The following is a 23,962-nucleotide window of genomic DNA, read 5'->3' as shown; positions in this document are numbered from 1 at the left end:
TTAATTAGTCCGCCCTGTTAGACGCATGCAGATATCGTCCAACTGTTCGAGTGTCTTGTAGCGGATTTCAAGCTTACCACCCTTGTCAGAATGGTTTAGAGCCACCGTCAGGCCCAGCGCGTCTGCTAGGCGACGCTGTAGCGCCAAAGTGTCTGTATCGGGCTCAGCGCGGCTTACAACCGGCTTCTTCAAAGGAATATCGCGCTGCTGGCTGAGCGCTTCTGCTTCGCGAACCGAAAGACCCTTTTCAACGATCTCATGTGCCAGTGCTGTCGGGTCGTCGACAGTGATCAGCGTGCGCGCGTGACCAGCAGTCAGCGTTCCACTCGACACCATGCCGCGAACGTCTTCTGGCAACTTAAGCAAACGCAGAGTGTTTGCTACATGCGAACGGGATTTGCCGATAACTTGCGCCAGGTCCTGTTGAGTATATTCAAACTGCTCAATCAGCTGCCCATAACCCATTGCTTCTTCGAGCGGGTTAAGGTCGGCGCGTTGAACGTTTTCAATAATCGCTAGTTCGAGCGCTTCCTTATCGTCGACATCACGAACGATGACCGGCACGTCGTGAAGACCTGCCTTTTGAGACGCGCGCCAACGACGTTCACCGGCGATCAACTCAAAAATATTTGGATCCGTTGTTGGACGGACCAGAAGCGGCGACATTACGCCCTTCTCACGGATCGAGTTCGTCAGCTCTTCGAGTTGCTCATCGTTGAACGTGCGACGCGGGTTCGCACGGTTCGGAATGATGAATTCCAGTGGCAATTTTTTGCCACCGGAACCAGATTCGGTCACGCGTGCACCTTCGATAGAAGCCATGTCGCCAATAAGCGCTGCAAGACCCCGGCCAAGACGTGTCGGTTTGTCTGTCATTCTGCGCTCCTAAGCTGCGTTCAGGCGCCGCTCGCGGCGGATAACTTCAGTGGCAAGGCGCAGGTAAGCCTGAGATCCTGCGCACTTCAAATCGTAAAGCAATGCCGGTTTGCCGTAGGACGGCGCTTCCGAAAGGCGAACATTGCGCGGAATGACTGTGTCATAGACCAGATCACCCATTTCGCTACGCACGTCCGCAAGAACCTGCTCGGAAAGATTGTTGCGCTTGTCAAACATGGTCATCACCACACCCTGGATCGAAAGGCGGGGATTGAGGGTAGAGCGTATCTGCTCAATGGTCTGCAGGAGCTGTGAAAGACCTTCAAGCGCAAAAAACTCGCACTGCAATGGCACCAGCACAGCGTCAGCCGCGACAAGTGAATTGATAGTAAGAAGGTTCAACGAGGGCGGACAATCGATGAGAATATAGCTCACCGGCTTGTCGTTGATCCGCATCTCATCAACTTGCTTGAAGGCATTGCGCAGCTTAAAGGCCCGATCGCCCTGCCCAGCAATGGTCAGTTCCACCCCGAGCAAGTCCATCGTCGACGGGACAATTGCCACATTGGGCACCGTCGTCATGATCGACGCTTCGACGACGGTCGCTTCACCAACCAAGACGTCATATGCCGACAATGCGCGGTCGGTACGATTGATGCCCAGACCCGTAGAAGCATTGCCCTGCGGATCAAGATCGACAATCAACACGCGCTCACCGATAGCGGCAAGTGCCGTTGCGAGATTGATGGCTGTTGTCGTTTTACCGACACCGCCCTTTTGATTGGCTAAAGTAAGGATTCGGGGTGCCAAATCGGCCTCCGCTTGCCGTTAACTCGCTAACCTCGGTTTTAAATCGGTGATCGTTAGGATCACGCCGCCCGGGTCAGTGTCACTACCTTTTGTTAACACATCAAAGTCCCAGTGGGTACGGGCTAGTTTGATCTCTTCAACATGTTCTCGGCCTTTGTGCAGAACTGCACGAGTATTTTCGCCGAAAAAGGGGTGCATCCAATGACATAACTGCGGCAAAGCAGCCAATGCTCGGGAAGTAATTACGTCTGGTACGCCTGTTTCACGTGAATCAATCTCATCAGTCCGATTCCCGAAGACTTGGACATTCAAAGTCAGTTCACGCGCTACAGTGCGGAGAAAGCTCACTTTTCTGGACGTTGGTTCGACAAGCACGAATTTGCGATCCATGCCTTTCGATCCAATTGCCATCGGCAGCGCGGGAAAGCCGCCGCCGCTGCCAATATCCATAACAAGCCGATCTGATTCTTCGAGCACTGTTAGGGCCTGGAGGCTATCAGCGAAATGGCGGGTCCAAAGCTCAATCAGTGTTTCACGTGAAACAAGATTCTGAACCTTCTGCCATTTACGCAAAAGATTGGCATAGGATTCCAAGTCTTTTGCGACGACCTCAACCGGTCGTGATAGCGCCGCAGCATAGGCGGAAACATATTGAGTATTAGACATTAACCCGCCTTACGAAGAGCACCACGTCGGATGACAGCCAATAGCAGCGTAATCGCTGCCGGAGTCATACCATCCATTGCTTGGGCTTGAGCAATGGTCTGCGGCTTGTACAGGGTCAGCTTGTGACGCAGTTCCATAGAAAGACCTGGAATCTCCATATAATCGAGATCATCGGGAATGGCGCGTTGCTCATCGCGACGGACCGCTTCGATGTCTGACTTCTGGCGATCGAGATAAACCGCATACTGCGCGTCGATAGACACTTGCTCCAACACTTCGGTTTCAAGATCAACGATCTCCGGCCAAAGTTTGGTCAAATCACTTGCCTCAAAGTCAGGGTATGACAAAAGCTCAAATGCGGAACGGCGTTTGCCATCTTCATTGACGGGCAGGCCCGCCTTACGGGCCTCAGTAGGTGAAGCGCTGAGCGTTCTAAGGAGTGTCCGCCCATGTTCTAGCTTGGCCGACTTTTCGGCGTAGTAACTGGCGCGGCGATCGCCCACCACACCCTTTTCAATGCCCAGCATAGTCAGCCGCTGATCAGCGTTGTCGGCACGCAAGTGCAAACGGAACTCTGCCCGCGAGGTGAACATACGATAGGGTTCGGAAACACCACGGGTGACAAGATCGTCGACCATGACGCCGAGATAGCTCTCCGTTCGCGACAGGATGAAAGACTCCGTGCCCTTTGAGGCGAGTGCAGCATTGGCACCGGCAAGCAGACCCTGCGCTCCCGCTTCTTCATACCCGGTCGTGCCGTTGATCTGACCCGCGAGATAGAGGCCAGGCTGGCGCTTAACCTCCAAGGTGGGTCGCAGCTCACGCGGATCTACATAATCATATTCTATCGCGTAGCCTGGGCGGATGATTTTGACATTTTCCAAGCCCGGCATGGAACGAAGGAATCTTTCCTGAACGTCCTCAGGCAAGGAGGTGGAAAGACCGTTTGGATAAACGGTCTTGTCCTCTAGCCCTTCTGGCTCCAGAAAGATTTGATGGCTGTCACGATCGGCGAAGCGGACAATTTTATCCTCGATCGACGGGCAATAGCGCGGGCCACGCGATTGAATGCGGCCAGAATACATGGCCGAACGATGAATGTTATCGCTGATAATTTTATGCGTTTCGGCGGTTGTGCGCGTGATGTGGCACGATACCTGCGGCGTGGTGATCTCGTCCGTCAAAGCCGAAAACGCTTCAATGGGGTCATCACCCGGCTGTTCTTCTAGAACAGAATAATCGATGGAGGTGCCGTCAAGGCGTGCAGGAGTGCCCGTCTTTAGGCGACCGAGAGCGAGACCAAGGCCTTCGAGACGTGTCGACAGGCCGAGCACTGGCTTTTCACCGACGCGACCAGCGGGCTCGGTAAACTCGCCGCGGTGAATGAGACCGCGTAAGAAGGTACCGGTTGTCAGGACAACTGCCTTGGTGCCAATGCGACGACCATCGAGCAGCACAACGCCAGAGACATGACCATTGGTGACTTCAATGTCGTCGACTTCGCCTTCGATCACATCGAGGTTTGGCTGTGCGGTGATCGCAGCCTGCATAGCTTCACGATAAAGCTTACGATCTGCCTGCGCGCGCGGGCCGCGTACAGCAGGTCCCTTGCGGCGGTTGAGGACGCGAAACTGGATGCCGGCTTTATCAGCGACGAGGCCCATGAGACCATCGAGCGCGTCGATTTCTCGGACGAGATGGCCTTTGCCCAAGCCACCAATGGCTGGGTTACAGCTCATCTCCCCAATCGTATCGAAGCGATGGGTAACAAGGGCTGTGGGGACGCCAAGACGGGCAGACGCAGCTGCGGCTTCCGTACCAGCGTGACCACCACCAACAACGATAACGGCGTAGTCGCTCATGGGTAAAACTCTTCAAGGCGCATCAAATAGGCCAGTGTTTCATGTGAATCAACATTTTGGCTTAAGCGTGAAGCTCCACGGGACGTTTCACCCGTGTTTCACGTGAATCACTTGCCAATGCAAAAGCTAGAAAAGAGCCGATCGAGAACGCGCTCGGCATCAAGGCGGCCGATCATACGCTCAAGTGCGGCTGATGTATTGCGCAGACTTTCAGCTGCAAGCTCCCAATCATGGAGGGAGCCGCGTGTCTCTTGCAAAGTGGTTAAGGCAGCCTGCAGGGACTGACGGTCGCGCTCGTGGCTAACAAGGCTCGGCTCAACACCCGTAACCGCTTCCCCAAGCTTTGCCAGATGAGCGAATAACTGAGGGAGCCCTGCCCCTGTTTCTGTGGAGATCGCAAAATCTGCGTCTACGGCAGCTATGTCTGACTTGGTGCCGAGGGTGAGGAGGTGACCAGATGTTTCTGGTACATCAATGTCTTCAACATCGGGGGCGCGAAGCCAGAGAACAATGTCGGCATCAGCAATCGCCTTGTGAGCGCGCTTAACCCCCTCGGCTTCAGCTTTGCTGTCGGTCTCCCGGAGACCAGCCAAGTCCAAAAGAACAAATTTCTGGCCGCCGATGTCAAGTGGCACTTCACGTACGTCGCGAGTGGTCCCGGCTTCATCGGAAACAATGGCGACATCGGATCGGGAAAGTGCGTTGATGAGGCTCGATTTTCCGGCGTTTGGCGCCCCAGCCAGGGCAACGCGCAGACCTTCGCGGACGATACGCCCACTTTCGACCGAATCCAACGCTCTACCAATGGCGCTTTCAAGGAATGTGAGTTGATCGAGCCAATTGCTAGGCAGGTCGTCTGAGACGTCCCCTTCGTCAGAAAAATCAAGCCGGGCTTCAATTTCGGCGCGCAAGTCGAGAAGCGTATCACGCCATTGATCGATCTCTTCCGTCAAGCGTCCATCATAACGCGCAAGAGCTTGCTGACGCTGCTTTTCTGTTTCGGCAGAAAGGAGATCGCCAAGCCCCTCAACTTCGATGAGATCCAGTTTTCCATTTTCGAACGCGCGACGGGTAAATTCACCGGCCTCAGCAAGGCGCAGCCCAAGCGTGGCCAGTTCGGCCAAAATGGCTTTTACGCCGGCAGGCGATCCATGGACGTGCAGCTCGGCGCAATCTTCGCCAGTAAAACTGTTGGGAGTGGGAAAGAAGACCACGAGGCCCTGATCGAGTGCTCGATCTGCTCCAATGGAGCGGAGAGCCATCTTGCGGGCGGCAGGGACGCCGCCTGCTAGAGTTTGTAGTGCCTGTTGGACCAGCGGGCCAGAGAGGCGGATTACTGCCACCCCGGCCGGCAAGGAGCCGGAGGAGAGCGCCATGATTGTGTCGCCCGCCTGCATGCCCGGCTCCGTCTAGTCTATTAGGTGTTCATTGAGTCGAAGAAATCGGAATTGGTCTTGGTCTGACGAACCTTATCGACCAGGAATTCCATCGCGTCGATTGTCCCCATCGGGTTGAGGATGCGGCGCAGGACATACATCTTGCGCAGGATATCCGTGTCGACGAGCAGTTCTTCCTTACGGGTACCGGACTTATTGATGTCGATAGCCGGGAAGACGCGCTTATCAGCGACCTTACGATCAAGGACGATTTCCGAGTTACCGGTGCCCTTGAATTCTTCGAAGATCACTTCGTCCATGCGCGAACCTGTGTCGATCAGCGCTGTCGAGATGATGGTCAAAGAACCACCGTCTTCGATGTTACGTGCCGCGCCGAAGAAGCGCTTTGGACGCTGCAGCGCGTTCGCATCGACACCACCGGTGAGAACCTTGCCGGAGCTCGGAACTACGGTGTTGTACGCGCGACCAAGACGGGTGATCGAGTCGAGCAGGATAACAACGTCACGCTTGTGTTCGACGAGGCGCTTCGCCTTTTCGATCACCATTTCAGCGACCTGAACGTGGCGGCTTGCTGGTTCGTCGAAGGTGGAGGAAATGACTTCACCGCGCACAGAGCGCTGCATGTCGGTCACTTCTTCCGGACGTTCGTCGATCAACAGAACGATCAAATAGCATTCCGGGTGATTGGTCGCGATCGACTGTGCGATATTCTGCAACAGTACAGTTTTACCAGTACGCGGAGGCGCAACAATCAATGCGCGCTGGCCCTTGCCGAGCGGTGCTACCAGATCGAGAAGACGAGCCGAACGATCCTTGGTTGTCGGATCTGGCAGCTCCATGCGGAGGCGTTCTTCAGGGTAGAGTGGGGTGAGGTTGTCAAAGTTGACCTTATGACGGACAGCTTCGGGATCCTCGAAATTGATTGTGCTGACCTTGAGCAGCGCGAAATAGCGCTCGCCTTCCTTGGGAGAGCGAATCTCGCCCTCAACCGTATCACCGGTGCGCAAACCAAAACGACGGATCTGGCTCGGGCTGACATAGATGTCATCCGGACCTGGTAGATAATTCGCATCTGGCGAACGTAGGAAGCCGAACCCGTCCGGGAGCACCTCAACCACGCCTTCACCAACGATGTTGATATCCTGAGCCGCCAATTCCTTGAGAATGGCGAACATCAATTCCTGCTTGCGCATGGTCGAAGCGTTTTCGACCTCCAGCTCCTCGGCAAAAGCCAAGAGTTCGGCCGGTGATTTGGCCTTGAGCTCGCTGAGCTTGATATTCTGCATGTATGCGACGGGCCCTTGAGGGATATCGATAAAACGAAGGTAAATCAGAAAATGGGGAGTTGATCAGCACGCCGCAACGGTTTGGGAAACCGCGCCCTATGGGGTGCTTCGCGTTATCATCTACTCCGATCCCAGAGATTTTTCAAGATTGAATAGCGATCAGGTGGATTCACGTGAAACGGCGCTGACCGTCGAGCAAAAAGAAAACGGAGTAAGCACTGCTCACCCCGTTATCAAATTCTTGAACTTTAGCGTTTTGCTTAGAACGGCTTCACGACCACCATGATAACGATGATCAGCATGAGAACCGTCGGCACCTCGTTGATAACGCGGTAGAATTTTTCTGACTTGGTATTCTTGTCCTGAGCAAAAGCTTTTAGTTGCTTAGCCAAAATCCCGTGACAGGCCGACATGCCGAGAACGGCAACCAGCTTAATCCAAGTCCAGCCGGTCGAAAAATCCATCAAACCAAGATGGATCATCCACAGGCCAAAAATCCAACTCGCAATCATTGCAGGGGTGGTGATGGCTCGGAACAAACGACGTTCCATCACCTTGAACATTTCCGACTGTTCAGAGCCGACGGCTACCTTGGTGTGATACACGAACAGGCGCGGCAGGTAGAACATCCCGGCCATCCAACAAATCACCGAAATGACGTGCAGGGCTTTGACCCACATTTCGAGCATTTTTGAAAAATCCCTTAACCGCGCTTAATGATTTCGATCAGACGTTCGACATGCGCAATCGGGGTTTCGGGCACAATGCCGTGGCCAAGATTGAACACATGCGGACGATCGGAGAAGGCCTCGATGATTTTACGCGCCTGGGTTTCCATCGCTTCGCCACCAACAACCAGACGAAGCGGATCAAGATTGCCCTGCACCGTCAGTGTGTTTGGTAGGGTTTTGCAGACGAAATCGAGTGGCGTGGCATAGTCGATCCCAACCGCGTTGACCTTGGTCGCTTCGGCATAGCGCAGAATATTACCGGCAGCACCGCGTGGAAAACCAATGATTGGCGCATTGGGGATGCGTGCACGTAGTCCCTCAACGATCCTCCGGTTCGGGTCCATCACATTCCGGACGAACGAGGTGTCGTCGAGATTGAGAGCCCAGCTCTCAAAAATCTGAACAACATCAGCACCAGCTTTGAACTGCGCTTCAAGATAATCAATGCTGGTGTCGACCAGGATATCCATCAGCTTATCGAAAGCCTGGGGGTGCTGGAGAGCGAACTTGCGCGCCACCCATTGATCCGAGGACCCGCGACCGCCGAGCATATAGGTCGCCACAGTCCATGGAGCACCGCAGAAGCCGATCAGTGTCTTTTCCGGTGGCAATGCAGCTCTGAGGCGACGCACTGTTTCGAGAACAGGCGCTAAGTGCTCCAAAGCTCTGCTCCGATCCAAGCGGTCAACACCGGATGGATCGAGTGGCTCGAGAAGTGGACCCTCACCTGTTTCAAAGCGCACTGATTGTCCTAGAGCATCTGGAATAACCAAAATGTCTGAGAACAGGATCGACGCATCGAGATCGAAGCGACGAAGCGGCTGAAGCGTAACCTCAACAGCCAAGTCAGGCGTGTAGCACAGCTCTAGGAAATTCTTCGCTTGGGTACGGGTCTCACGGTACTCCGGTAGATAACGTCCTGCCTGTCGCATGATCCAAACGGGAGGACGCTCTTGGCGTTGTCCCAGTACGGTCGCGAGCATGGGCTTATGGGGCACAGCGCTCATGATCCCTTCCCTTCCAAACCTAAAATAGAGTCTTTCTTACTTCGTATCTTTATTATCATAGCGGTGTTTTGAGTGAATTCCTTCCCGTCCACAATTGCGTGGCCGGCGACACGTCCGCGCAGAGGGTTCATTAACGCCCTGTTAAGTTCTGTAAACGAACTGTTAAGCAATGCCGGAGTCAAAATAGTTAACGAGAGATTAATCAGCGGACTCCCGAGTCAACGATTCGATTCCGGCTGTGAATCTTCAGTCGAATATCTGTATTCGCTTCTAGTATAGTTTTCCCCGAAGATTTACACAGGGGCATTCACGTCACTGCGAAAACGAGCTGTTAATGAATTTGGGAACAGGTCGAATAAGTTTTCGAAATCCCAAAACTTATGAGTCTTACGCACAGTTCTGCCTTGAGCTGTGGATGATAGTGGGGATAAACTCACCCTATGCTTATTCTCGCCTCCACCAGCAAAACACGTAAGTCTTTGTTAGATAACGCAGGTTTGCGCTTCAGCAGCCATGCTGCAGATGTGGACGAACGTGCCGAGGAACGCGCCGCTTCTGAGGCCGGAGGCGATGGCCGAGACGTCGCATTACTACTGGCGCGGCGCAAGGCGGAAGCTGTTTCGAGCCTCTTTCCTCACGCAATGGTTATCGGCGCTGACCAAACTTTGGCTCTCGGGCCAGATCTTTTGCACAAGCCTTCCTCAAGCCAATCGGCTGCCGACCAGCTTGATCTGCTGCGCGGCAAAACCCATCGGCTCCATGCCGGAGTTTCGCTCGTTCAGAATGGGCTTGAACTTTGGTCCCACCTTGAGAGTGCCGAACTAACCATGCGCGAGTTTACCCCCGAAGAGCGCGATGATGTGCTCATGCTAGAGGGGGAAGCAGTGTTAACTACGGTTGGTGGTTATCGCTTGGAAGGCCCATCCATTCGCCTTTTTGAAAAGGTGAGCGGCGACTACTTTACTATTCTGGGGCTTCCCCTATTGCCCCTCCTTCAAGCTTTGCGCGATTTTGCGCCGGACCTTCTAACTCCTCAGGACTAATCCTTGACCACCAAGGCTTTTGTTATCGGGCATCCGATTGCCCATTCCCGTTCGCCGCTCATTCACGGCACTTGGTTGGCCGAACATGGCATTGACGGAAGTTATGAAGCGATTGACGTTGCCCCAGATGCCTTGCCGGCTTTCTTTGAGCGGTTGCGTGGTGGCGAATTCGCTGGTGGCAATGTCACCATTCCCCACAAAGAGGCCGTCTTTGCGCTGTGCGATGAGGTTGACCCTCTGGCACTTAGCATTGGTGCTGTGAACACGCTAATTGCCCGCGACGGCCGCGTGACCGGCACCAATACCGACTATCTTGGTTTCCTTGGCAATCTTGATCAGGGAGCACCAAATTGGTCTGACGGGGCCAAGCCGGCGATCGTGCTGGGTGCGGGCGGAGCCTCACGCGCCATTCTCGTGGCTTTGGCCAGTCGTTCTATTCCCGTCATCCTTCTCAATCGCACGCGCGAAACAGCGGATCGTTTGGCTCAGGAATTGGATGGGGACATCACGGTAGCGCCTATCGACGCCTTTAACGATGTGGCGCCGCACGCCGGTTTGGTCGTTAACACCACCTCGGTTGGCATGCATGGCTCGCGTTTCGAGAATTTAGATCTCTCACGTTTGCAGCTCGGCTCTCTGGTGACAGATATCGTTTATTCGCCACTCGTGACCCCGCTTTTGGCGGATGCGCAAAAGCTTGGCTTACAAACCGTTGATGGATTGGGCATGCTCTTGCATCAGGCCGTTCCCGGCTTTGCGGCCTGGTTTGGTGTTACGCCACAGGTGAGTGCTCAATTGCGCGCCCGTATTGAAGCCACTTTGGGGCATTGATCCATGTATAAGCTTGGCGTCACCGGCTCGATCGCGACAGGAAAATCTACGGTTCTTGAGGGCTTTTCAAAGCTCGGCGTACCGGTGTTTTCTGCCGATCAGGCTGTCGCTGAGCTTTATTCGGGTGGTGCAGCCAAGGAGGTTGAGGCGCTGTTTCCAGGTGTTCTCGAACATGGTGTTGTGAACCGTCAAACTCTTTCCCTCAAACTAGCTGCTGATCCATCCGGCTTTGCGCGCTTAGAAGCTCTCGTCCATCCGCTGGTTCGTAAGAAGATTGCCCAGTTTTTGGCGGCATCAGAAAAAGCGGGTCATGCGCTCGCGGTCGTCGAAGTGCCCCTCCTGTTCGAAAGCGGCTTCAACTACGGCTTCGATGGTATCGCTGTTACTCATGTAAGCAGCGCTCTCCAACGCGATCGTGTTCTCGCGCGTCCCGGCATGACCGTGGATAAGATGGAGACCATCATTGCCCGGCAGATGCCGCAGGCAGCAAAGATGGAACGAGCAAATTATCTCTTTGACACCGAGCAGACGCGCGAACGAATTGAAGCGCAGATTGCTCAGCTGGTCGAAGATGTACGAGCGAAGCGGGATATCAAATGATCAGAGAAATCGTCCTCGATACCGAAACCACAGGTCTGTCTCCGCAAGGCGGCGATCGCTTGGTTGAAATCGGGGGCGTGGAGCTGATCAACCACATCCCTACCGGTAAACATTATCACGTCTATATCAATCCTCAGCGCTCGATGCCCGAGGAAGCTTTTCGCGTTCACGGGCTGAGCGAAGAGTTTCTATCCGGCAAGCCACTGTTTAAGGATGTGGTCGCCGAGTTCCTCGAGTTTATCGGGGACTCGACCTTGGTCATCCACAACGCGCCTTTCGATATGGGCTTCCTCAACCACCAGCTCGATGGCCTGGGCAAACCGAAGCTGAGCAATCCCGTTATCGATACGGTGATGGTGGCTCGGGCCAAACATCCAGGGGCACGCGTGAGCTTGGATGCGCTGTGTAAGGTCTACGGCATTGATAATTCGCGCCGCACGCTCCACGGCGCTTTGCTCGATAGTGAGATCCTAGCCGAGGTCTATCTTGAGCTTATTGGCGGTAAACAGGTCAGCCTTGCCCTTGCCGCGGAAGCCGAGACAACAGCGGCCGAGACAGTGGTTACGCGTGTGCCGGTTTTGCCGCGCCCCAGCCCTTTGCCGAACCGTATCCAAGCTGAAGAATTTGCTGCCCATGAGGCCTTTGTTGCCAAAATGGGTGATAGCGCCATTTGGGGTAAATACCGTGACCCCGCGTCAGAGACATCCCAATAAAAAAGACCCCGGCGCAAACCGGGGTCTTTTCATATTCGATAGAGCGAAAGCTTAGTTCAGCTTTGGCGCTTCTTCGGTTGCCGGTGCGGTATTGTTCTGCGCTGCGAGCTTGGCAAGGTTCTGACGGTAGATCACCGAGAAATCGACCGGTTCCATCATCAGTGGCGGGAAGCCGCCCTGCTGGGTAACGCTGGCGAGAACCTGACGGGCGAATGGGAAGATTAGGCGTGGGCATTCGACCATCAGCAGCGGCGAAAGCTGTGCTTCTGGAATGTTGCGAATGCGGAAAATGCCGCCGTAAACGAGTTCAACGTTGAAAAGTACGTTTTCTTCGCGCTGCGCCTTGGCGTTGAGGGTCAGCTCAACAGCAAACACTTCGTCGCTCTGCTTCTTCACGCCGACCGAGATCGAGACGTTGAAGTTCGGGTTGGTGCCAGCGGTAAGAAGGCTGTTGGGAGCACCCGGATTTTCGAAAGAAAGATCGCGGATATACTGACCCATCAGGTTCATGCTGGGCTGGTTACCGGATTCCGGCGCAGCCGCGCCCTGGGTCTCATCGGCCATTATGCTTGGTCCTTCTTCGTTCGGATCACCGAGAAATACTGGCCTTGGGCTAGCACTTTTGCCTTAGGCAAACAAGCGTTAGCCGTCTTTACGCCAATCGTCTTTGTCGAGGTCAATCGTGCGTTGTGGTTCCGCGCGGAAATCATAGCTTTCGTCTGCGCGGCGATAGCTGGTTGTGGTTTCTACCACGGTCACATTCTTGGCCAACTGGCCAAAGAGGAACCCGCGCACTGTTGGCAGCAACAGCAGCAGCGCCACGATATCGCTGATAAAACCAGGGATCAGTAAAAACATTGCAGCGACGCCAATCATGGTCGCGTCAAACATGGTCCGGCCAGGCACCGTTCCCTGATTAACATTTGTGCGCAGTCGATTGATCGCGCCAAGGCCTTGTTGTCGAAGCAGAAAGCCACCCAAAACAGCAGCTAGGATAACAAGCCCGAGCGTTGGTAATAGGCCGATGGCGCGCCCAACCACGACAAACATGGCAATTTCCAACAAGGGCAGTGCGATAAAACCGAAGAGGATAAATCGACCCACGGTTGCAGCCTTTCGCTAAAGTACCGCGTTGAAACCGCGGGAAATGACATTGCAGCCCATGTGAACTGGTTTTGGGCTAAAGCTTTGCCTATATATAGGGACAACTGCTGGCCAATCGAGCGCCAGAACCAAAATTTGTCGATGCCGACCAGCCCAAGGTGCCTTAATCAATGGATGATTTTCTCGACCTGCCGACCCTGATTGCCATCGTCGTGGCCGTATTCGTCCTTTTCCGCCTTCGTTCCGTGCTCGGCACACGCACGGGCAACGAACGTCCGCCTGTTGATCGGTCGCGTTCTGCCAACACTGAAAGCAAGGCTGACACTGACGATACGGTCGTGCCGATTCGTCCGCATTCGCCAGCAAGCGCACCCGATCTCGATGACGAGCGTCGTGCCCGTAAGCTTGAAGCTGAAATCGACCAGTTCTCGCGCGGCGATATGGAACTAGCCGAAGGCCTCAAGGCAGCAGCTGCCGCCGATTCGACCTTTACGCCGAAGTCCTTCCTTGAAGGGGCCAAGGCCGCATATGAAATGATCATTACCGCCTATGCGGAAGGTGATCGTCAGACGCTCAAGAACCTCCTCGAAAAGGACGTGTTTGAAGGCTTCCAACGCGCCATCGCCGATCGGGAAGCGGCCGGCCATAAGGTAGACTTCACCTTTGTCGGTCTGCCAAAGATCGAGTTCTCTCAGGCCGAATATGATCGCAAGAATGTGCTGGTAACGATCCGTTTCCACGCCGAAGTGGTTTCCGCGACGCGCAACGCAGTGGGTGACCTTGTCGAAGGCAACGCCGATCAGGTCCAGATGATTGCCGATGAGTGGACCTTCGCTCGCAATCCAAAGTCGCGTGATCCTAACTGGAAGGTCGTTACGACCAACCAGCTCGACTAATTCTTAATTCTTCTGTTGCGGCAGGCACATGTCTAAACGAGACCAACGGCGCCTGCCGCACGACTTTCACCTCTGGACCCAAGTCTCGGAAACGGTTGATCCGTTGCGGCGGAAAGGCTTGATGAAATTGGGGGGCGGTCCGCTCCCCGTTCCTGAGGAGTTTGCCCCTCCCCCAGTTCCCGAGAAAAAGGCACCGCCGAAAAAACTCACCCTCGGCAAGCCATTCCTTCCCCCTTATGTGCCGCCTAAGCCGATTGCGAGCGTGCCTGACAAGGCGCTAGACCCTGACATTCATAAGAAGGTGCGCCGTGGTCGGATTGAGATCGACGGTAAGATCGACCTCCATGGCATGACACAAGCTGAGGCGCGCGGGGCGCTTTATCGCTATATTGTCACGCGAGCCTCCTACGGAGCGCGGACTATTTTGGTCATTACCGGCAAGGGGATCAAAACAGACAATGACTATATCTCAGCGATGAGTGAGCGGGGGATTTTGCGCACAATGCTGCCAATCTGGCTTTCTGAGCCGGCTCTGGCTCCATTGGTTTCGGGCTGGAGCATGGCAGCGCGTGGTCATGGTGGCGAGGGGGCGTGGTATGTGCGCCTGCGGCGGACATGACACCACTGGGTATGAAGTTGCGTGCCATGCGTGAGGCGCGTGGCATATCGCTCAAAGAAATGGCTGCCGCGTTGAACGTGTCGAGCGCCTATCTCTCGGCCCTGGAACATGGCAAGCGCGGCGTGCCGACCAGTTTCCTTCTCCACCGCATCATCGCATTTTTCAATGTGATTTGGGATGAGGCTGAGGAGCTCCAGCGCCTGGCAGAAATCTCTGATCCCAAGGTGACTATAGACACGGGTGGTATGGCGCCCGAGGCAACGGAGTTATCCAATCGCTTGCGCGATAACCTCCACCGCCTTGAGCCTGAAGATTTTAAGTACCTTCGCGATGAGCTGATGAAGCGAGCCACGCGAAAGAGGTGAGATGCAAAAAGCCCCGGCACTGTGTCCGGGGCTTTTTGTTAGAGAACGTATTTCGACAGGTCGGTATCCCCGGCCAAGATGCCAACCTTTTCTCTTACGAACGCAGCGTCGATGCTAATCGTCGTCCCCGCGCGGTCCGGAGCATCGAAGGAAATCTCTTCAACGAGACGTTCCATAACTGTCTGCAAACGACGGGCACCGATGTTTTCAACGGTGGAGTTGACCGTCACCGCCGCGTCAGCAATCGCTTCAATGGCGTCTGGGGTGATTTCCAATGTGACGCCTTCAGTGCCCATCAGCGCAACATATTGCTTGATAAGGCTTGCCTCAGTGTCCGAAAGGATGCCGATGAAATCTTCGCGCGTGAGCGCTTTCAATTCCACACGGATCGGCAGACGGCCCTGAAGCTCTGGCAGCAAGTCGCTTGGTTTGGCGACATGGAACGCACCGGAAGCGATGAAGAGAATATGGTCTGTTTTCACCGGGCCGTATTTCGTCGCAACGGTTGTACCTTCGATCAGCGGCAGGAGGTCGCGCTGAACCCCTTCACGCGACGGACCACCCTGTGGGCTGCCTTCGCGAGCCGCGACCTTGTCGATTTCGTCGATGAAGACGATGCCGTGGTTTTCGACCAGTTCGATGGCTTCGGTCTTGAGTTGATCCTGATCGAGCAGCTTGTCTGCCTCCTCAGCGATCAGCGGCTCATACGCGTCCTTCACCTTGACCTTGCGCTTAACCCCGCGACCGCCCATTGCCTGCTTGAACATGTCAGAAAGATTGATCATGCCAATGCCGCCATTTGGCATCCCTGGGATTTCAAATCCGCCCGTGTTCGCCGCTGGCTGCAATTCGATCTCGAGCTCTTTGTCGTCGAGCTCATTATTGCGCAGCTTGTTGCGGAAGCTGTCGCGCGTCGATGGTGTGGCCGAAGTGCCAACCAAAGCATCGAGCACGCGCTCTTCTGCATTATGGTGGGCCTGAGCCTCGACATCACGACGGCGCTTGTCCCGCAGAACTGTTATGCCGGCCTCGACGAGATCGCGGATGATCTGCTCGACGTCGCGCCCCACGTAGCCCACTTCCGTGAACTTAGTCGCTTCAACTTTGACGAAGGGTGCCTGCGCAAGGCGGGCAAGACGGCGAGAAATCTCAGTCTTGCCAACGCCGGTTGGCCCGATCATCAGGATATTTTTAGGGGTGACCTCGCGGCGCAATTCGGGAGGAAGCTGCTGGCGACGCCAACGATTGCGCAAAGCCACGGCGACGGCGCGCTTGGCGTCGGACTGACCCACAATGTGGCGATCAAGCTCAGAGACAATCTCGCGCGGCGAAAAATTGGTTTCACTCATCTTTTTCACTTTCGGAAGTGCGCTGGGGCGAAGCTGGATGATTATCCAGGAAGCGCACCATCAGGTGTTCGTCGATAAATCGACCATTCACATAGAGGTAGCGGGGCTCTGTCCCATAGACCGTAAAGCCCAGCCGCTTGTAGAGTTTGAGCGCTGGTTCGTTCTCCGACCACACACCGAGATGAAGTTGGATAACGCGGGTCTGCGCATACTCCACAACAGTATTGATCAGTGCTTCAGCCATGCCCGAACCGCGATGTTCGGGGCGAACATAGACCTGAATGAGCCAGCCGCGATGCTGTTCTTTCCGGCCTTCGGCTTGATAAAAGGCTGCAATACCACCGAGCGAGCCTGTGTCGGTCTCCGCTGCAAAGACAGAGAGACTTTCAAGCGTTTCGGTCAGCTCGGCATCGGTCTTTTGCAAAAAGCCCTCTGCTGAAGCGACGAAAGCTTCCGGATGATTGGTGAGGGCTTCAAGCCGAATGGCCCGATAGTTTGCCTCATCCCCTGCCCGCAATTGCCGGATAGAATGGGTCACGATTAGAGCTCGATGGTTTCGATCGTCACATTGCCATTGGTGTAGACGCAGATTTCTTCTGCAATCTTCATGGCGCGACGGGCAATATCTTCGGCATCAAGTTCGGTCGCCTGATGGAGAGCGAGTGCAGCCGAATGGGCGTAATTGCCGCCTGAGCCGATTGCGATAACGCCATGGTCTGGGGTCAGCACGTCGCCATTGCCGGTGAGGACCAACGTATCGGTCTTGTCGGCAACGATCATCATGGCTTCGAGTTTGCGCAAATAGCGATCGGTGCGCCAATCCTTGGCTAGTTCCACCGCCGCCCGCATCAACTGATCAGGATATTGCTCAAGCTTGGCTTCGAGCCGTTCGAAGAGGGTGAAGGCATCAGCGGTCGATCCGGCAAAGCCGCCGATCACCTTGCCACCAGCCAGACGGCGCACCTTGCGCGCGCCATGTTTCATTACGGTTGGGCCCATGGATACCTGACCATCGCCAGCCACCACGACCTTATTGCCCTTGCGCACCGACACGATGGTTGTGCCGTGCCACCCGGGAGATTGATGTTCACTCATGTTGGGAAAGTCTCCAAACTGTTGATACCTATTTAGGAGGCTTCGCTGAGATTGCAATGCGTGGAGGGAGCGTCGACCAAAGCACAAAGCAACGCAATCTTTATGCATCCCCGCATATCTGGTAGGGACGATCCGTCCGCTCGGAGAAAAGACATATGCGTACCGCTTCCATCGCTCGTAAAACCAATGAGACCGAAATTTCGGTCAGCATCAATCTCGATGGCACCGGCGCGCATTCTATGAAGACCGGCGTTGGCTTTTTCGACCATATGCTCGATCAGCTTTCCCGCCACTCGCTCATTGATATGGAAATTGTCTGCAAGGGCGACCTGCACATTGATTTCCACCATACCGTGGAAGATGTCGGCATTGCGCTTGGCCAAGCAATTCGCGAAGCACTGGGCGATAAAAAGGGCATTCGCCGTTATGCCTCTTGCGACCTGCCGATGGATGGCACGCTGACCCGTGCCGCGCTCGACGTGTCAGGGCGCGCCTTCTTGGTGTTCAAGGCAGAGTTCAGCCGCGACAAAATCGGTGACATCGACACCGAGCTGTTCATGGAATTTTTCCAGGCTTTTGCGGTCAACGCTGGCATCACCCTGCACATTGAAAACTTCTACTTCGACAACAACCACCATTTGGCCGAGTCGATGTTTAAGGCTGTGGCGCGTGCGCTGCGCGACGCTGTTGAGATTGATCCGCGTACTGCAGATCGCATTCCCTCCACCAAGGGCACGCTCTAGCCCTTTTGTTCTCGGGCGTTTTGCACTAAGTCAGCCCTAACCCCAGCACTCTCGCTCTTTGCGTGAGGGTGCTCAGTTTCCTTCTGCGGTCCCTCGGGCGCAGAAGCTATCCTTGAGAAAGGCCATAACCATGAGCACAGTCGCCATTATTGACTACGGCGCTGGCAATCTGCATTCGGCAGCCAAAGCGTTCGAACGTGTGGCAGCAGAACGCGGTCATGGTGAAAGCGTCATCGTCACCAGCGACCCAGACCTCGTCCGTGCGGCCACGCGCATCGTCCTCCCCGGCGTCGGCGCCTATGCCGATTGTAAGGCAGGCCTCGATGGCGTCACCGGCATGGTCGACGTGCTGGAAGAAAAAGTTCTCAACGGCACCACACCCTTTTTGGGCGTTTGTGTTGGCATGCAATTGCTGTCCACCGAAGGTCGCGAGAAGGTGGTTAGCAAGGGCCTCGGTTGGATCGACGGCGCGGTGGAGAAAATCACCCCGTCTGACTCAAGCCTTAAAATTCCGCACATGGGCTGGAACACGCTGACCATCACGCGCCCCCATGCGCTCTTGAAAGACATTCCGGATGGACCTGATGGGCTGCACGCCTATTTCGTCCACTCCTATCACTTCAAAACCGACGCGGCAGAACACCTCTTTGCCACCACCGAATATGGTGGCTCGTTCACCGCTTGCGTTGGCCGCGACAATATCTTTGGCACGCAGTTCCACCCGGAAAAGAGCCAAGCGCTTGGCCTGCGTCTCATCAATAACTTCTTGGACTGGACCCCATGATCCTCTTTCCTGCAATCGATCTTAAAGATGGTCAGTGCGTTCGCCTCAAGCTGGGCGATATGGACCAGGCTACTGTCTTCAACGACAACCCAGCCGCTCAGGCCAAGAGCTTTGAAGATCAGGGTTTTGAATATCTGCACGTGGTCGACCTCAACGGCGCTTTCGCTGGTGAGAGCGTCAATGGGGGTGCCGTTGAAGAGATTTTGAAAACCGTCAAATTCCCGGTGCAGCTGGGCGGTGGTATCCGCAACCTCGGTCATATCGAAAGCTGGCTCGATAAGGGTCTTGCCCGCGTGATCCTCGGTACTGTTGCCGTGCGTGATCCAGCCCTCGTCAAGGAAGCAGCGCAAAAATGGCCGGGCCAAGTTGCTGTTGGTATCGACGCGCGCAAAGGCATGGTCGCCGTTGAAGGCTGGGCGGAAACGTCTGAACTTTCCATCCTTGAATTGGCCAAGCGTTTTGAAGGCGCAGGCGTTGCCGCCATCATCTATACCGACATCGACCGTGATGGCGTTCTGGCTGGCATCAATTGGGAGTCTACTCTTGAGCTTGCTCGCGCCACCTCGATCCCCGTTATCGCTTCGGGCGGTCTGGCGTCGATGGATGACATCGAACGCATGACCCAGCCGGAATATGCTGTGCTTGAAGGCGCGATTTCGGGCCGAGCGCTTTACGATGGTCGCATTGATTCACGTGAAGCATTGGCACGATTGAAGGCCAAATGAGTTCAGTTCGGCACCACCTATTTCCCTGGTGGGGCTATGGCCAGGCCTTGGTTGTGATTGCTGTGTTTGCCTCAGCCCCACTTGTCGGGACGTTGATTGCCAACACTCTTGCTGTCTTGGCTGGCTGTCAGCTCGTTGATCATAGTGTCACGAGCTGTCATTTCTTCGGCATGGATTGGGGCCCCGGTCTCTTCATCCTGTCGTTGCTGACTTGGTTTACGACGATCACTTTCCCCATCGCCTGGGGCGCGCTTTTGGCGTTGATGGTGATCATCACCACCCACCGCATCGCCTGGCGGCTGATGCCGAAAGCGCACTGATCATGAGCCTGAAAACCCGTATCATCCCCTGCCTCGACGTTGCCGGTGGCCGCGTTGTTAAAGGTGTACAGTTTGTCGATCTCGTCGATGCCGGCGATCCGGTTGAAGCCGCGATTGCTTATGACGCCGCCGGTGCCGATGAGCTAACCTTCCTCGACATCACTGCCAGTCACGAAGGCCGGGACACGATTTTTGACGTTGTCGCCCGTACGGCTGAACACTGCTTTATGCCGGTGACCGTTGGCGGTGGTGTTCGCACGATTGAAGATATTCGCAAGCTCCTGCTCGCAGGCGCGGACAAGGTCTCGATCAATTCCGCTGCCGTGAACGACCCTGACTTTATCGCCCGTGCGGCGGATAAATTTGGCAATCAGTGCATCGTGGTTTCGGTCGACGCCAAGCAGCGTCTCGATGCCAAGGTTGGCGGTGACAATCGCTCTGAGTGGGAGATTTACACCCATGGCGGTCGCAAGCCGACTGGCATTGATGCGGTGGAATTTGCTCACCGCATGGTTGAACGTGGCGCGGGCGAGTTGCTGGTGACCTCCATGGACCGCGACGGTACCAAGTCTGGTTTCGATCTCCAACTCGTGCGCTCTATTGCCGACAGTGTCGATGTGCCTGTTGTTGCCTCGGGCGGTGTTGGCAATCTCCAGCATTTGGTCGATGGCGTGAAAGAAGGTCATGCGAGCGCTGTGCTCGCGGCCTCGATTTTCCACTTCGGCACTTACACCATTCCTGAGGCGAAGCAGTATATGGTCGATCATGGCATTCCCATGCGCATGGACCGCACCAAGCCCTAAGTCAAAGGTGGCGGATGACGCCTCCCCAAATGTGTGATTTAAGCCCACTTCAAAGGGGCGGGAGTAATCCATGACACTTGAAGAACTCGAACAGCGTGTCGCTGTGCGCGCTGCAGCTTCACCTGACGAAAGTTACACCGCCAAATTGATTGCGCGCGGCATCAACAAAGCCTCGCAAAAGCTAGGCGAGGAAGCCACGGAAGCCGTCATCGCTGCGGTGACTGGCGACAGGGCTGAACTCGTCAAGGAAGCGGCTGACGTTCTCTACCATCTCTTGGTTGTTCTCAAAGCCGCTGACGTGCCTCTCGTCGAGGTCATGGCTGAGCTTGATGCGCGCACAGCCCAATCTGGCCTCGCCGAAAAAGCCTCTCGCAAGGAGCACTAGTGATGGCTAAGCGTCAACGGCCTGACCCCTATCGCACTTTCTCAAAGGCGGAATGGAGCGCATTGCGCAACGGTCAGCCGATGACGCTGGACGAGGCCGATATTGATCGGCTGCGTTCGCTCTCAGACCCTATTTCTTTGGCTGAGGCTGAAGAGGTCTATCTGCCGCTTTCGCGCCTTCTCTCCTATTACGTCGAGGCGATCCAAGGCCTGCACCGCGTGTCGAGCCGGTTTCTAAAGTCGCCCGATGCCAAGGTCCCCTTCATCATTGGTGTGGCGGGTTCTGTCGCTGTCGGCAAGTCGACGACTGCTCGTATTCTGCAAGCGCTGCTCTCGCGCTGGCCGTCCAACCCCAAGGTCGACCTTGTCACCACCGATGGCTTCCTCCACCCCAATGCGGTGTTGGAAGAGCGTGGTATCATGCACCGCAAGGGTTTCCCTGAAAGCTATGATCGCGCGCGATTTGTTAGCTTCTTGGCCGATATTAAATCGGGCAAGCGCAATGTGCAGGTCCCGGTCTATTCTCACCTCGTCTATGACATTGTGAAGGGTGGGGATGTCACCATCGACCGGCCAGACATTTTGATCGTTGAAGGGCTCAATATTCTGCAGCCCGGCGAACTGCCCAAAACCGGCAACCCAATTCTGTTCGCGTCGGACTTTATCGACTTCTCGATCTATATCGATGCGGAGTTGGAAGACCTCGAGGCTTGGTTCCTTGAGCGCTTCTACCGCCTGCGCGAAACCGCATTCCGCGATCCCAATTCCTTCTTCCGCAAATTTGCTGAGATGAGCAAAGAGGAAGCGGGCGAATATGGGCGCAATGTTTGGCGCACCATCAACTTGCCTAACCTTCTCGAAAACGTACAGCCGACCCGGGGTCGCGCTGACCTCGTTTTGAAGAAGGGTAATAATCATCGGGTCGATGAAGTCCGACTTCGTCGTCTCTAACGACGCTATCCAAGCCCGCGCATGTCGCGGGCTTTTTTGTGTTTAGTAGGTGCCCTGTTGCGGTTGTGACAGCACAATCAGATTGCCGTCTGGGTCACGAAATTTAGCCGTTTTGAAAAAGTCGCCAAAGGCTTTGGATACTGGCTTAATGCCGAACATGTCGAGGCGGCTGATCTCTTCGGCAATATCGTCGACGATCAGGATCACCATGCTGGCCCCTGCCCGATCCTCATCGGTCACGACGTGCACCCAGCCTCCGCCGGGTAGCTTCCATTCGGCAACATTGCGCATGGTTTGAGCATCAGCGGGGCGGCCGAACAAATACTCATACCACACGAGCGACTGGCTCAAGTCCTCCACGGCGATGCCAGCCAGCACATTCGTCAGTGTCATGACAGGGTCGACTTTCTTGGCTTTTCTCCGAATCGTAGCACAGTGTTCGACTTGGAGCGACGCATCAGCACTGCTATAGGCATCAACCATATTCTCGTGGAGGTTCTTATGACCAAGTTGCGCACCATCGTTGCAGGTGCCGGGGGCCGAATGGGCGCTGCCAATGTGCGCGCTGTCGCCGCTCATCCTGAACTGGAGCTTGTTGGTGCTCTCGATCGGTCTGGATCTCCCGTGTTGGGCAAAGACGTCGGTGTGCTCGCCGGTCTTGAAGAGCTTGGCGTCGTCGTCACCGATAATGCCGATAGCCTGCTCGACAATGCCGATGTGATTATCGACTTCACTGCTCCAGCAGCTTCCGTTGCTCTGGCGCAGAAGGCCGCTGCCAAGGGTATCGTCCACATCATTGGCACGACAGGTTGCCTTGAAGCAGACGACGCCGCCATTGCCGAAGCAGGCAAGGCCGGTGCGCGGATCGTTAAGTCAGGCAACTTCTCGCCGGGCATGGTGGCCCTGACGGTCCTCGTCGAAAAGGCTGCAGCCGCGCTGTCTGACTACGACGTCGAAATTCTCGAGATGCATCACAATCTGAAGGTGGATGCGCCTTCTGGCACCGCCTTGATGTTGGGTGAAGCAGCGGCAAAGGGCCGTGGCATTTCCTTGAAGGATAATTCTGTTCGCTCTCGTGACGGCCACACCGGTCCTCGTGAGTCTGGCACCATTGGCTTTGCTACCCTACGCGGCGGCAGTGTCATTGGCGATCACCACGTCATTTTGGCCGGTCCATCGGAGCGCATCGAGCTCAATCACCTTGCTCAAGACCGCACCATTTACGCCAATGGCGCCGCTAAGGCAGCGCTCTGGGCACACCGCCAGCCGGCGGGTCTTTACTCCATGGCCGATGTACTCGGCCTCAACAGCTAAGGGAATTTTCTATGACCGGCACGCTGATCCTGGTCCGTCACGGCCAGAGCGAGTGGAACCTAAAAAACCTGTTCACCGGGTGGCGCAATCCAAACCTCACCGAACAAGGTGAAGGGGAAGCCCGCGCAACGGGTAAGGCTTTGAAGGCTGCGGGCATCGCCCCCGACCTCTACTACACCTCGGGCCTGCGTCGTGCTCAGCACACGCTCGATTTGATGCTTGAGGAAATGGGCGTTCAGAACGTCACCATCACTCGCAATATCGCGCTTAACGAACGCGACTATGGCGATCTCGCCGGCCTCAATAAGGATGATGCGCGCGCCAAGTGGGGCGAGGAGCAGGTTGTCATTTGGCGCCGTTCATTTGACGTTCCTCCACCAGGGGGCGAAAGCCTTAAGGACACGGCAGCTCGTACCGTGCCTTATTATGAGGCCGAAATCCTGCCGCAGCTCAAGGCGGGTAAGACTGTCCTCGTTGCAGCGCACGGCAATTCCCTGCGGGCTCTCGTCATGGCCATTGAACGTCTGACCCCTGACGAAATTCTGGCGCGCGAAATTGGCACTGGCGAACCCACGATCTACAAGATCTCCGCTGATGGAAAATTCGAAGAGCGCGTGACGCTCTAAGCGACAAGACAAGAGTTTGATGAAGGGGCCGAGAGGCCCCTTTTTCATTTTGGATTCACGTG

At 55.4% G+C, this 23,962-nt stretch carries 30 protein-coding genes; 16 read left to right on the top strand and 14 right to left on the bottom strand.

Annotation, left to right across the window (positions count from 1 at the left end; all coding sequences use genetic code 11):
* From HKD40_RS04175 to hemE, 8 genes are all read right to left on the bottom strand, one after another.
* Window positions 1-876, bottom strand: a complete 876-nt coding sequence (locus HKD40_RS04175; protein ID WP_169194463.1) for a ParB/RepB/Spo0J family partition protein — start codon at window positions 874-876, stop codon at window positions 1-3.
* A gap of 9 nt (window positions 877-885) precedes the next feature.
* Window positions 886-1,686 (bottom strand): ParA family protein, encoded by an 801-nt coding sequence (locus HKD40_RS04170; protein ID WP_169194462.1) that lies wholly within the window; start codon window positions 1,684-1,686, stop codon window positions 886-888.
* Window positions 1,687-1,704: 18 nt separating this feature from the next.
* Window positions 1,705-2,352 carry a 16S rRNA (guanine(527)-N(7))-methyltransferase RsmG gene (gene rsmG / locus HKD40_RS04165; RefSeq protein WP_169194461.1) on the bottom strand — a complete coding sequence of 216 codons (648 nt, stop codon included), beginning with the start codon at window positions 2,350-2,352 and terminating at the stop codon, window positions 1,705-1,707.
* Window positions 2,352-4,214 (bottom strand): tRNA uridine-5-carboxymethylaminomethyl(34) synthesis enzyme MnmG, encoded by a 1,863-nt coding sequence (mnmG, locus tag HKD40_RS04160; RefSeq protein WP_169194460.1) that lies wholly within the window; start codon window positions 4,212-4,214, stop codon window positions 2,352-2,354. The genes rsmG and mnmG overlap by 1 nt, the downstream gene beginning before the upstream one ends.
* A gap of 107 nt (window positions 4,215-4,321) precedes the next feature.
* On the bottom strand, window positions 4,322-5,611 hold the full coding sequence (gene mnmE / locus HKD40_RS04155; RefSeq protein ID WP_169194459.1) for a tRNA uridine-5-carboxymethylaminomethyl(34) synthesis GTPase MnmE: 1,290 nt from the start codon (window positions 5,609-5,611) through the stop codon (window positions 4,322-4,324).
* Between the two features lie 20 nt (window positions 5,612-5,631).
* Complete coding sequence (rho, locus tag HKD40_RS04150; RefSeq protein ID WP_169194458.1) at window positions 5,632-6,897, bottom strand: transcription termination factor Rho; 1,266 nt, start codon at window positions 6,895-6,897, stop codon at window positions 5,632-5,634.
* 260 nt (window positions 6,898-7,157) lie between these two features.
* On the bottom strand, window positions 7,158-7,586 hold the full coding sequence (hemJ, locus tag HKD40_RS04145) for a protoporphyrinogen oxidase HemJ (protein ID WP_169194457.1): 429 nt from the start codon (window positions 7,584-7,586) through the stop codon (window positions 7,158-7,160).
* 14 nt (window positions 7,587-7,600) lie between these two features.
* Entirely contained in the window at window positions 7,601-8,635 is a 1,035-nt protein-coding gene (gene hemE, locus HKD40_RS04140) for a uroporphyrinogen decarboxylase (protein WP_169194456.1), read from the bottom strand.
* Between the two features lie 440 nt (window positions 8,636-9,075).
* Here hemE and HKD40_RS04135 point away from each other — a divergent pair, with 440 nt between their 5' ends.
* From HKD40_RS04135 to dnaQ, 4 genes are read left to right on the top strand one after another with little or no spacing between them, the layout of a single operon-like run.
* Window positions 9,076-9,678, top strand: a complete 603-nt coding sequence (locus HKD40_RS04135) for a Maf family protein (RefSeq protein WP_169194455.1) — start codon at window positions 9,076-9,078, stop codon at window positions 9,676-9,678.
* A 3-nt stretch (window positions 9,679-9,681) separates the two neighbouring features.
* A complete protein-coding gene (locus HKD40_RS04130) occupies window positions 9,682-10,509 on the top strand; it encodes a shikimate dehydrogenase (RefSeq protein WP_169194454.1) in 828 nt (275 codons plus the stop codon).
* Between the two features lie 3 nt (window positions 10,510-10,512).
* The gene (gene coaE / locus HKD40_RS04125; RefSeq protein ID WP_169194453.1) at window positions 10,513-11,109 is read left to right on the top strand and encodes a dephospho-CoA kinase; all 597 of its coding nucleotides are present in this window, start codon (window positions 10,513-10,515) and stop codon (window positions 11,107-11,109) included.
* Window positions 11,109-11,822, top strand: a complete 714-nt coding sequence (gene dnaQ, locus HKD40_RS04120) for a DNA polymerase III subunit epsilon (RefSeq protein WP_169194521.1) — start codon at window positions 11,109-11,111, stop codon at window positions 11,820-11,822. The genes coaE and dnaQ overlap by 1 nt, the downstream gene beginning before the upstream one ends.
* Before the next feature lie 51 nt (window positions 11,823-11,873).
* Here the strand turns inward: dnaQ and secB are convergent, their stop codons facing one another.
* Both secB and HKD40_RS04110 read right to left on the bottom strand, forming a co-directional pair.
* Entirely contained in the window at window positions 11,874-12,386 is a 513-nt protein-coding gene (gene secB / locus HKD40_RS04115; protein WP_169194452.1) for a protein-export chaperone SecB, read from the bottom strand.
* Window positions 12,387-12,464: 78 nt separating this feature from the next.
* A complete protein-coding gene (locus tag HKD40_RS04110; protein ID WP_169194451.1) occupies window positions 12,465-12,926 on the bottom strand; it encodes an FxsA family protein in 462 nt (153 codons plus the stop codon).
* A 170-nt stretch (window positions 12,927-13,096) separates the two neighbouring features.
* Between HKD40_RS04110 and HKD40_RS04105 the strand changes: the two genes are divergently transcribed.
* The 3 genes from HKD40_RS04105 (at window position 13,097) to HKD40_RS04095 (ending at window position 14,806) form a co-directional block, all read left to right on the top strand.
* The gene (locus tag HKD40_RS04105; protein ID WP_169194450.1) at window positions 13,097-13,822 is read left to right on the top strand and encodes a Tim44/TimA family putative adaptor protein; all 726 of its coding nucleotides are present in this window, start codon (window positions 13,097-13,099) and stop codon (window positions 13,820-13,822) included.
* A 121-nt stretch (window positions 13,823-13,943) separates the two neighbouring features.
* Window positions 13,944-14,441 (top strand): Smr/MutS family protein, encoded by a 498-nt coding sequence (locus HKD40_RS04100; protein WP_169194449.1) that lies wholly within the window; start codon window positions 13,944-13,946, stop codon window positions 14,439-14,441.
* Window positions 14,438-14,806 (top strand): helix-turn-helix transcriptional regulator, encoded by a 369-nt coding sequence (locus tag HKD40_RS04095; protein WP_169194448.1) that lies wholly within the window; start codon window positions 14,438-14,440, stop codon window positions 14,804-14,806. Before HKD40_RS04100 ends, HKD40_RS04095 begins: the two co-directional genes overlap by 4 nt.
* 38 nt (window positions 14,807-14,844) lie before the next feature.
* Here HKD40_RS04095 and hslU read toward each other — a convergent pair whose 3' ends face one another.
* The 3 genes from hslU to hslV are packed head-to-tail and all read right to left on the bottom strand — an operon-like array spanning window position 14,845 to window position 17,250.
* Window positions 14,845-16,155, bottom strand: a complete 1,311-nt coding sequence (gene hslU / locus HKD40_RS04090; RefSeq protein WP_169194447.1) for an ATP-dependent protease ATPase subunit HslU — start codon at window positions 16,153-16,155, stop codon at window positions 14,845-14,847.
* Window positions 16,148-16,693, bottom strand: coding sequence for a GNAT family protein (locus HKD40_RS04085; protein WP_169194446.1), 546 nt, complete (start codon window positions 16,691-16,693; stop codon window positions 16,148-16,150). The genes hslU and HKD40_RS04085 overlap by 8 nt, the downstream gene beginning before the upstream one ends.
* Before the next feature lie 2 nt (window positions 16,694-16,695).
* Window positions 16,696-17,250: an ATP-dependent protease subunit HslV gene (gene hslV, locus HKD40_RS04080; RefSeq protein WP_169194445.1), complete on the bottom strand. Its 555-nt coding sequence runs from the start codon at window positions 17,248-17,250 to the stop codon at window positions 16,696-16,698.
* A gap of 155 nt (window positions 17,251-17,405) precedes the next feature.
* Between hslV and hisB the strand changes: the two genes are divergently transcribed.
* From hisB to coaA, 7 genes are all read left to right on the top strand, one after another.
* Window positions 17,406-17,993, top strand: a complete 588-nt coding sequence (gene hisB / locus HKD40_RS04075) for an imidazoleglycerol-phosphate dehydratase HisB (protein ID WP_169194444.1) — start codon at window positions 17,406-17,408, stop codon at window positions 17,991-17,993.
* 130 nt (window positions 17,994-18,123) lie between these two features.
* On the top strand, window positions 18,124-18,777 hold the full coding sequence (hisH, locus tag HKD40_RS04070) for an imidazole glycerol phosphate synthase subunit HisH (RefSeq protein WP_169194443.1): 654 nt from the start codon (window positions 18,124-18,126) through the stop codon (window positions 18,775-18,777).
* Window positions 18,774-19,502: a 1-(5-phosphoribosyl)-5-[(5-phosphoribosylamino)methylideneamino]imidazole-4-carboxamide isomerase gene (hisA, locus tag HKD40_RS04065; protein WP_169194442.1), complete on the top strand. Its 729-nt coding sequence runs from the start codon at window positions 18,774-18,776 to the stop codon at window positions 19,500-19,502. The genes hisH and hisA overlap by 4 nt, the downstream gene beginning before the upstream one ends.
* Window positions 19,499-19,822, top strand: coding sequence for a hypothetical protein (locus HKD40_RS04060; protein ID WP_169194441.1), 324 nt, complete (start codon window positions 19,499-19,501; stop codon window positions 19,820-19,822). Before hisA ends, HKD40_RS04060 begins: the two co-directional genes overlap by 4 nt.
* Window positions 19,823-19,824: 2 nt before the next feature.
* The gene (gene hisF / locus HKD40_RS04055; protein ID WP_169194440.1) at window positions 19,825-20,625 is read left to right on the top strand and encodes an imidazole glycerol phosphate synthase subunit HisF; all 801 of its coding nucleotides are present in this window, start codon (window positions 19,825-19,827) and stop codon (window positions 20,623-20,625) included.
* Between the two features lie 70 nt (window positions 20,626-20,695).
* Window positions 20,696-21,010 carry a phosphoribosyl-ATP diphosphatase gene (locus HKD40_RS04050; RefSeq protein WP_169194439.1) on the top strand — a complete coding sequence of 105 codons (315 nt, stop codon included), beginning with the start codon at window positions 20,696-20,698 and terminating at the stop codon, window positions 21,008-21,010.
* Window positions 21,011-21,012: 2 nt separating this feature from the next.
* On the top strand, window positions 21,013-21,960 hold the full coding sequence (coaA, locus tag HKD40_RS04045) for a type I pantothenate kinase (protein WP_169194438.1): 948 nt from the start codon (window positions 21,013-21,015) through the stop codon (window positions 21,958-21,960).
* 42 nt (window positions 21,961-22,002) lie between these two features.
* Here coaA and HKD40_RS04040 read toward each other — a convergent pair whose 3' ends face one another.
* Window positions 22,003-22,353 carry a VOC family protein gene (locus HKD40_RS04040; RefSeq protein ID WP_169194437.1) on the bottom strand — a complete coding sequence of 117 codons (351 nt, stop codon included), beginning with the start codon at window positions 22,351-22,353 and terminating at the stop codon, window positions 22,003-22,005.
* A gap of 108 nt (window positions 22,354-22,461) precedes the next feature.
* Between HKD40_RS04040 and dapB the strand changes: the two genes are divergently transcribed.
* Together dapB and HKD40_RS04030 are read left to right on the top strand one after the other, a co-directional pair.
* Window positions 22,462-23,274, top strand: a complete 813-nt coding sequence (dapB, locus tag HKD40_RS04035; protein WP_169194436.1) for a 4-hydroxy-tetrahydrodipicolinate reductase — start codon at window positions 22,462-22,464, stop codon at window positions 23,272-23,274.
* An 11-nt stretch (window positions 23,275-23,285) separates the two neighbouring features.
* Window positions 23,286-23,900 (top strand): 2,3-bisphosphoglycerate-dependent phosphoglycerate mutase, encoded by a 615-nt coding sequence (locus HKD40_RS04030; protein WP_169194435.1) that lies wholly within the window; start codon window positions 23,286-23,288, stop codon window positions 23,898-23,900.
* Window positions 23,901-23,962: the final 62 nt, after the last annotated feature.

It is taken from the genome of Devosia sp. MC1541, from assembly GCF_012847305.1.
Classification (GTDB): Bacteria; Pseudomonadota; Alphaproteobacteria; order Rhizobiales; family Devosiaceae; genus Devosia.
This window is presented reverse-complemented; position numbering and strand designations above follow the sequence as displayed.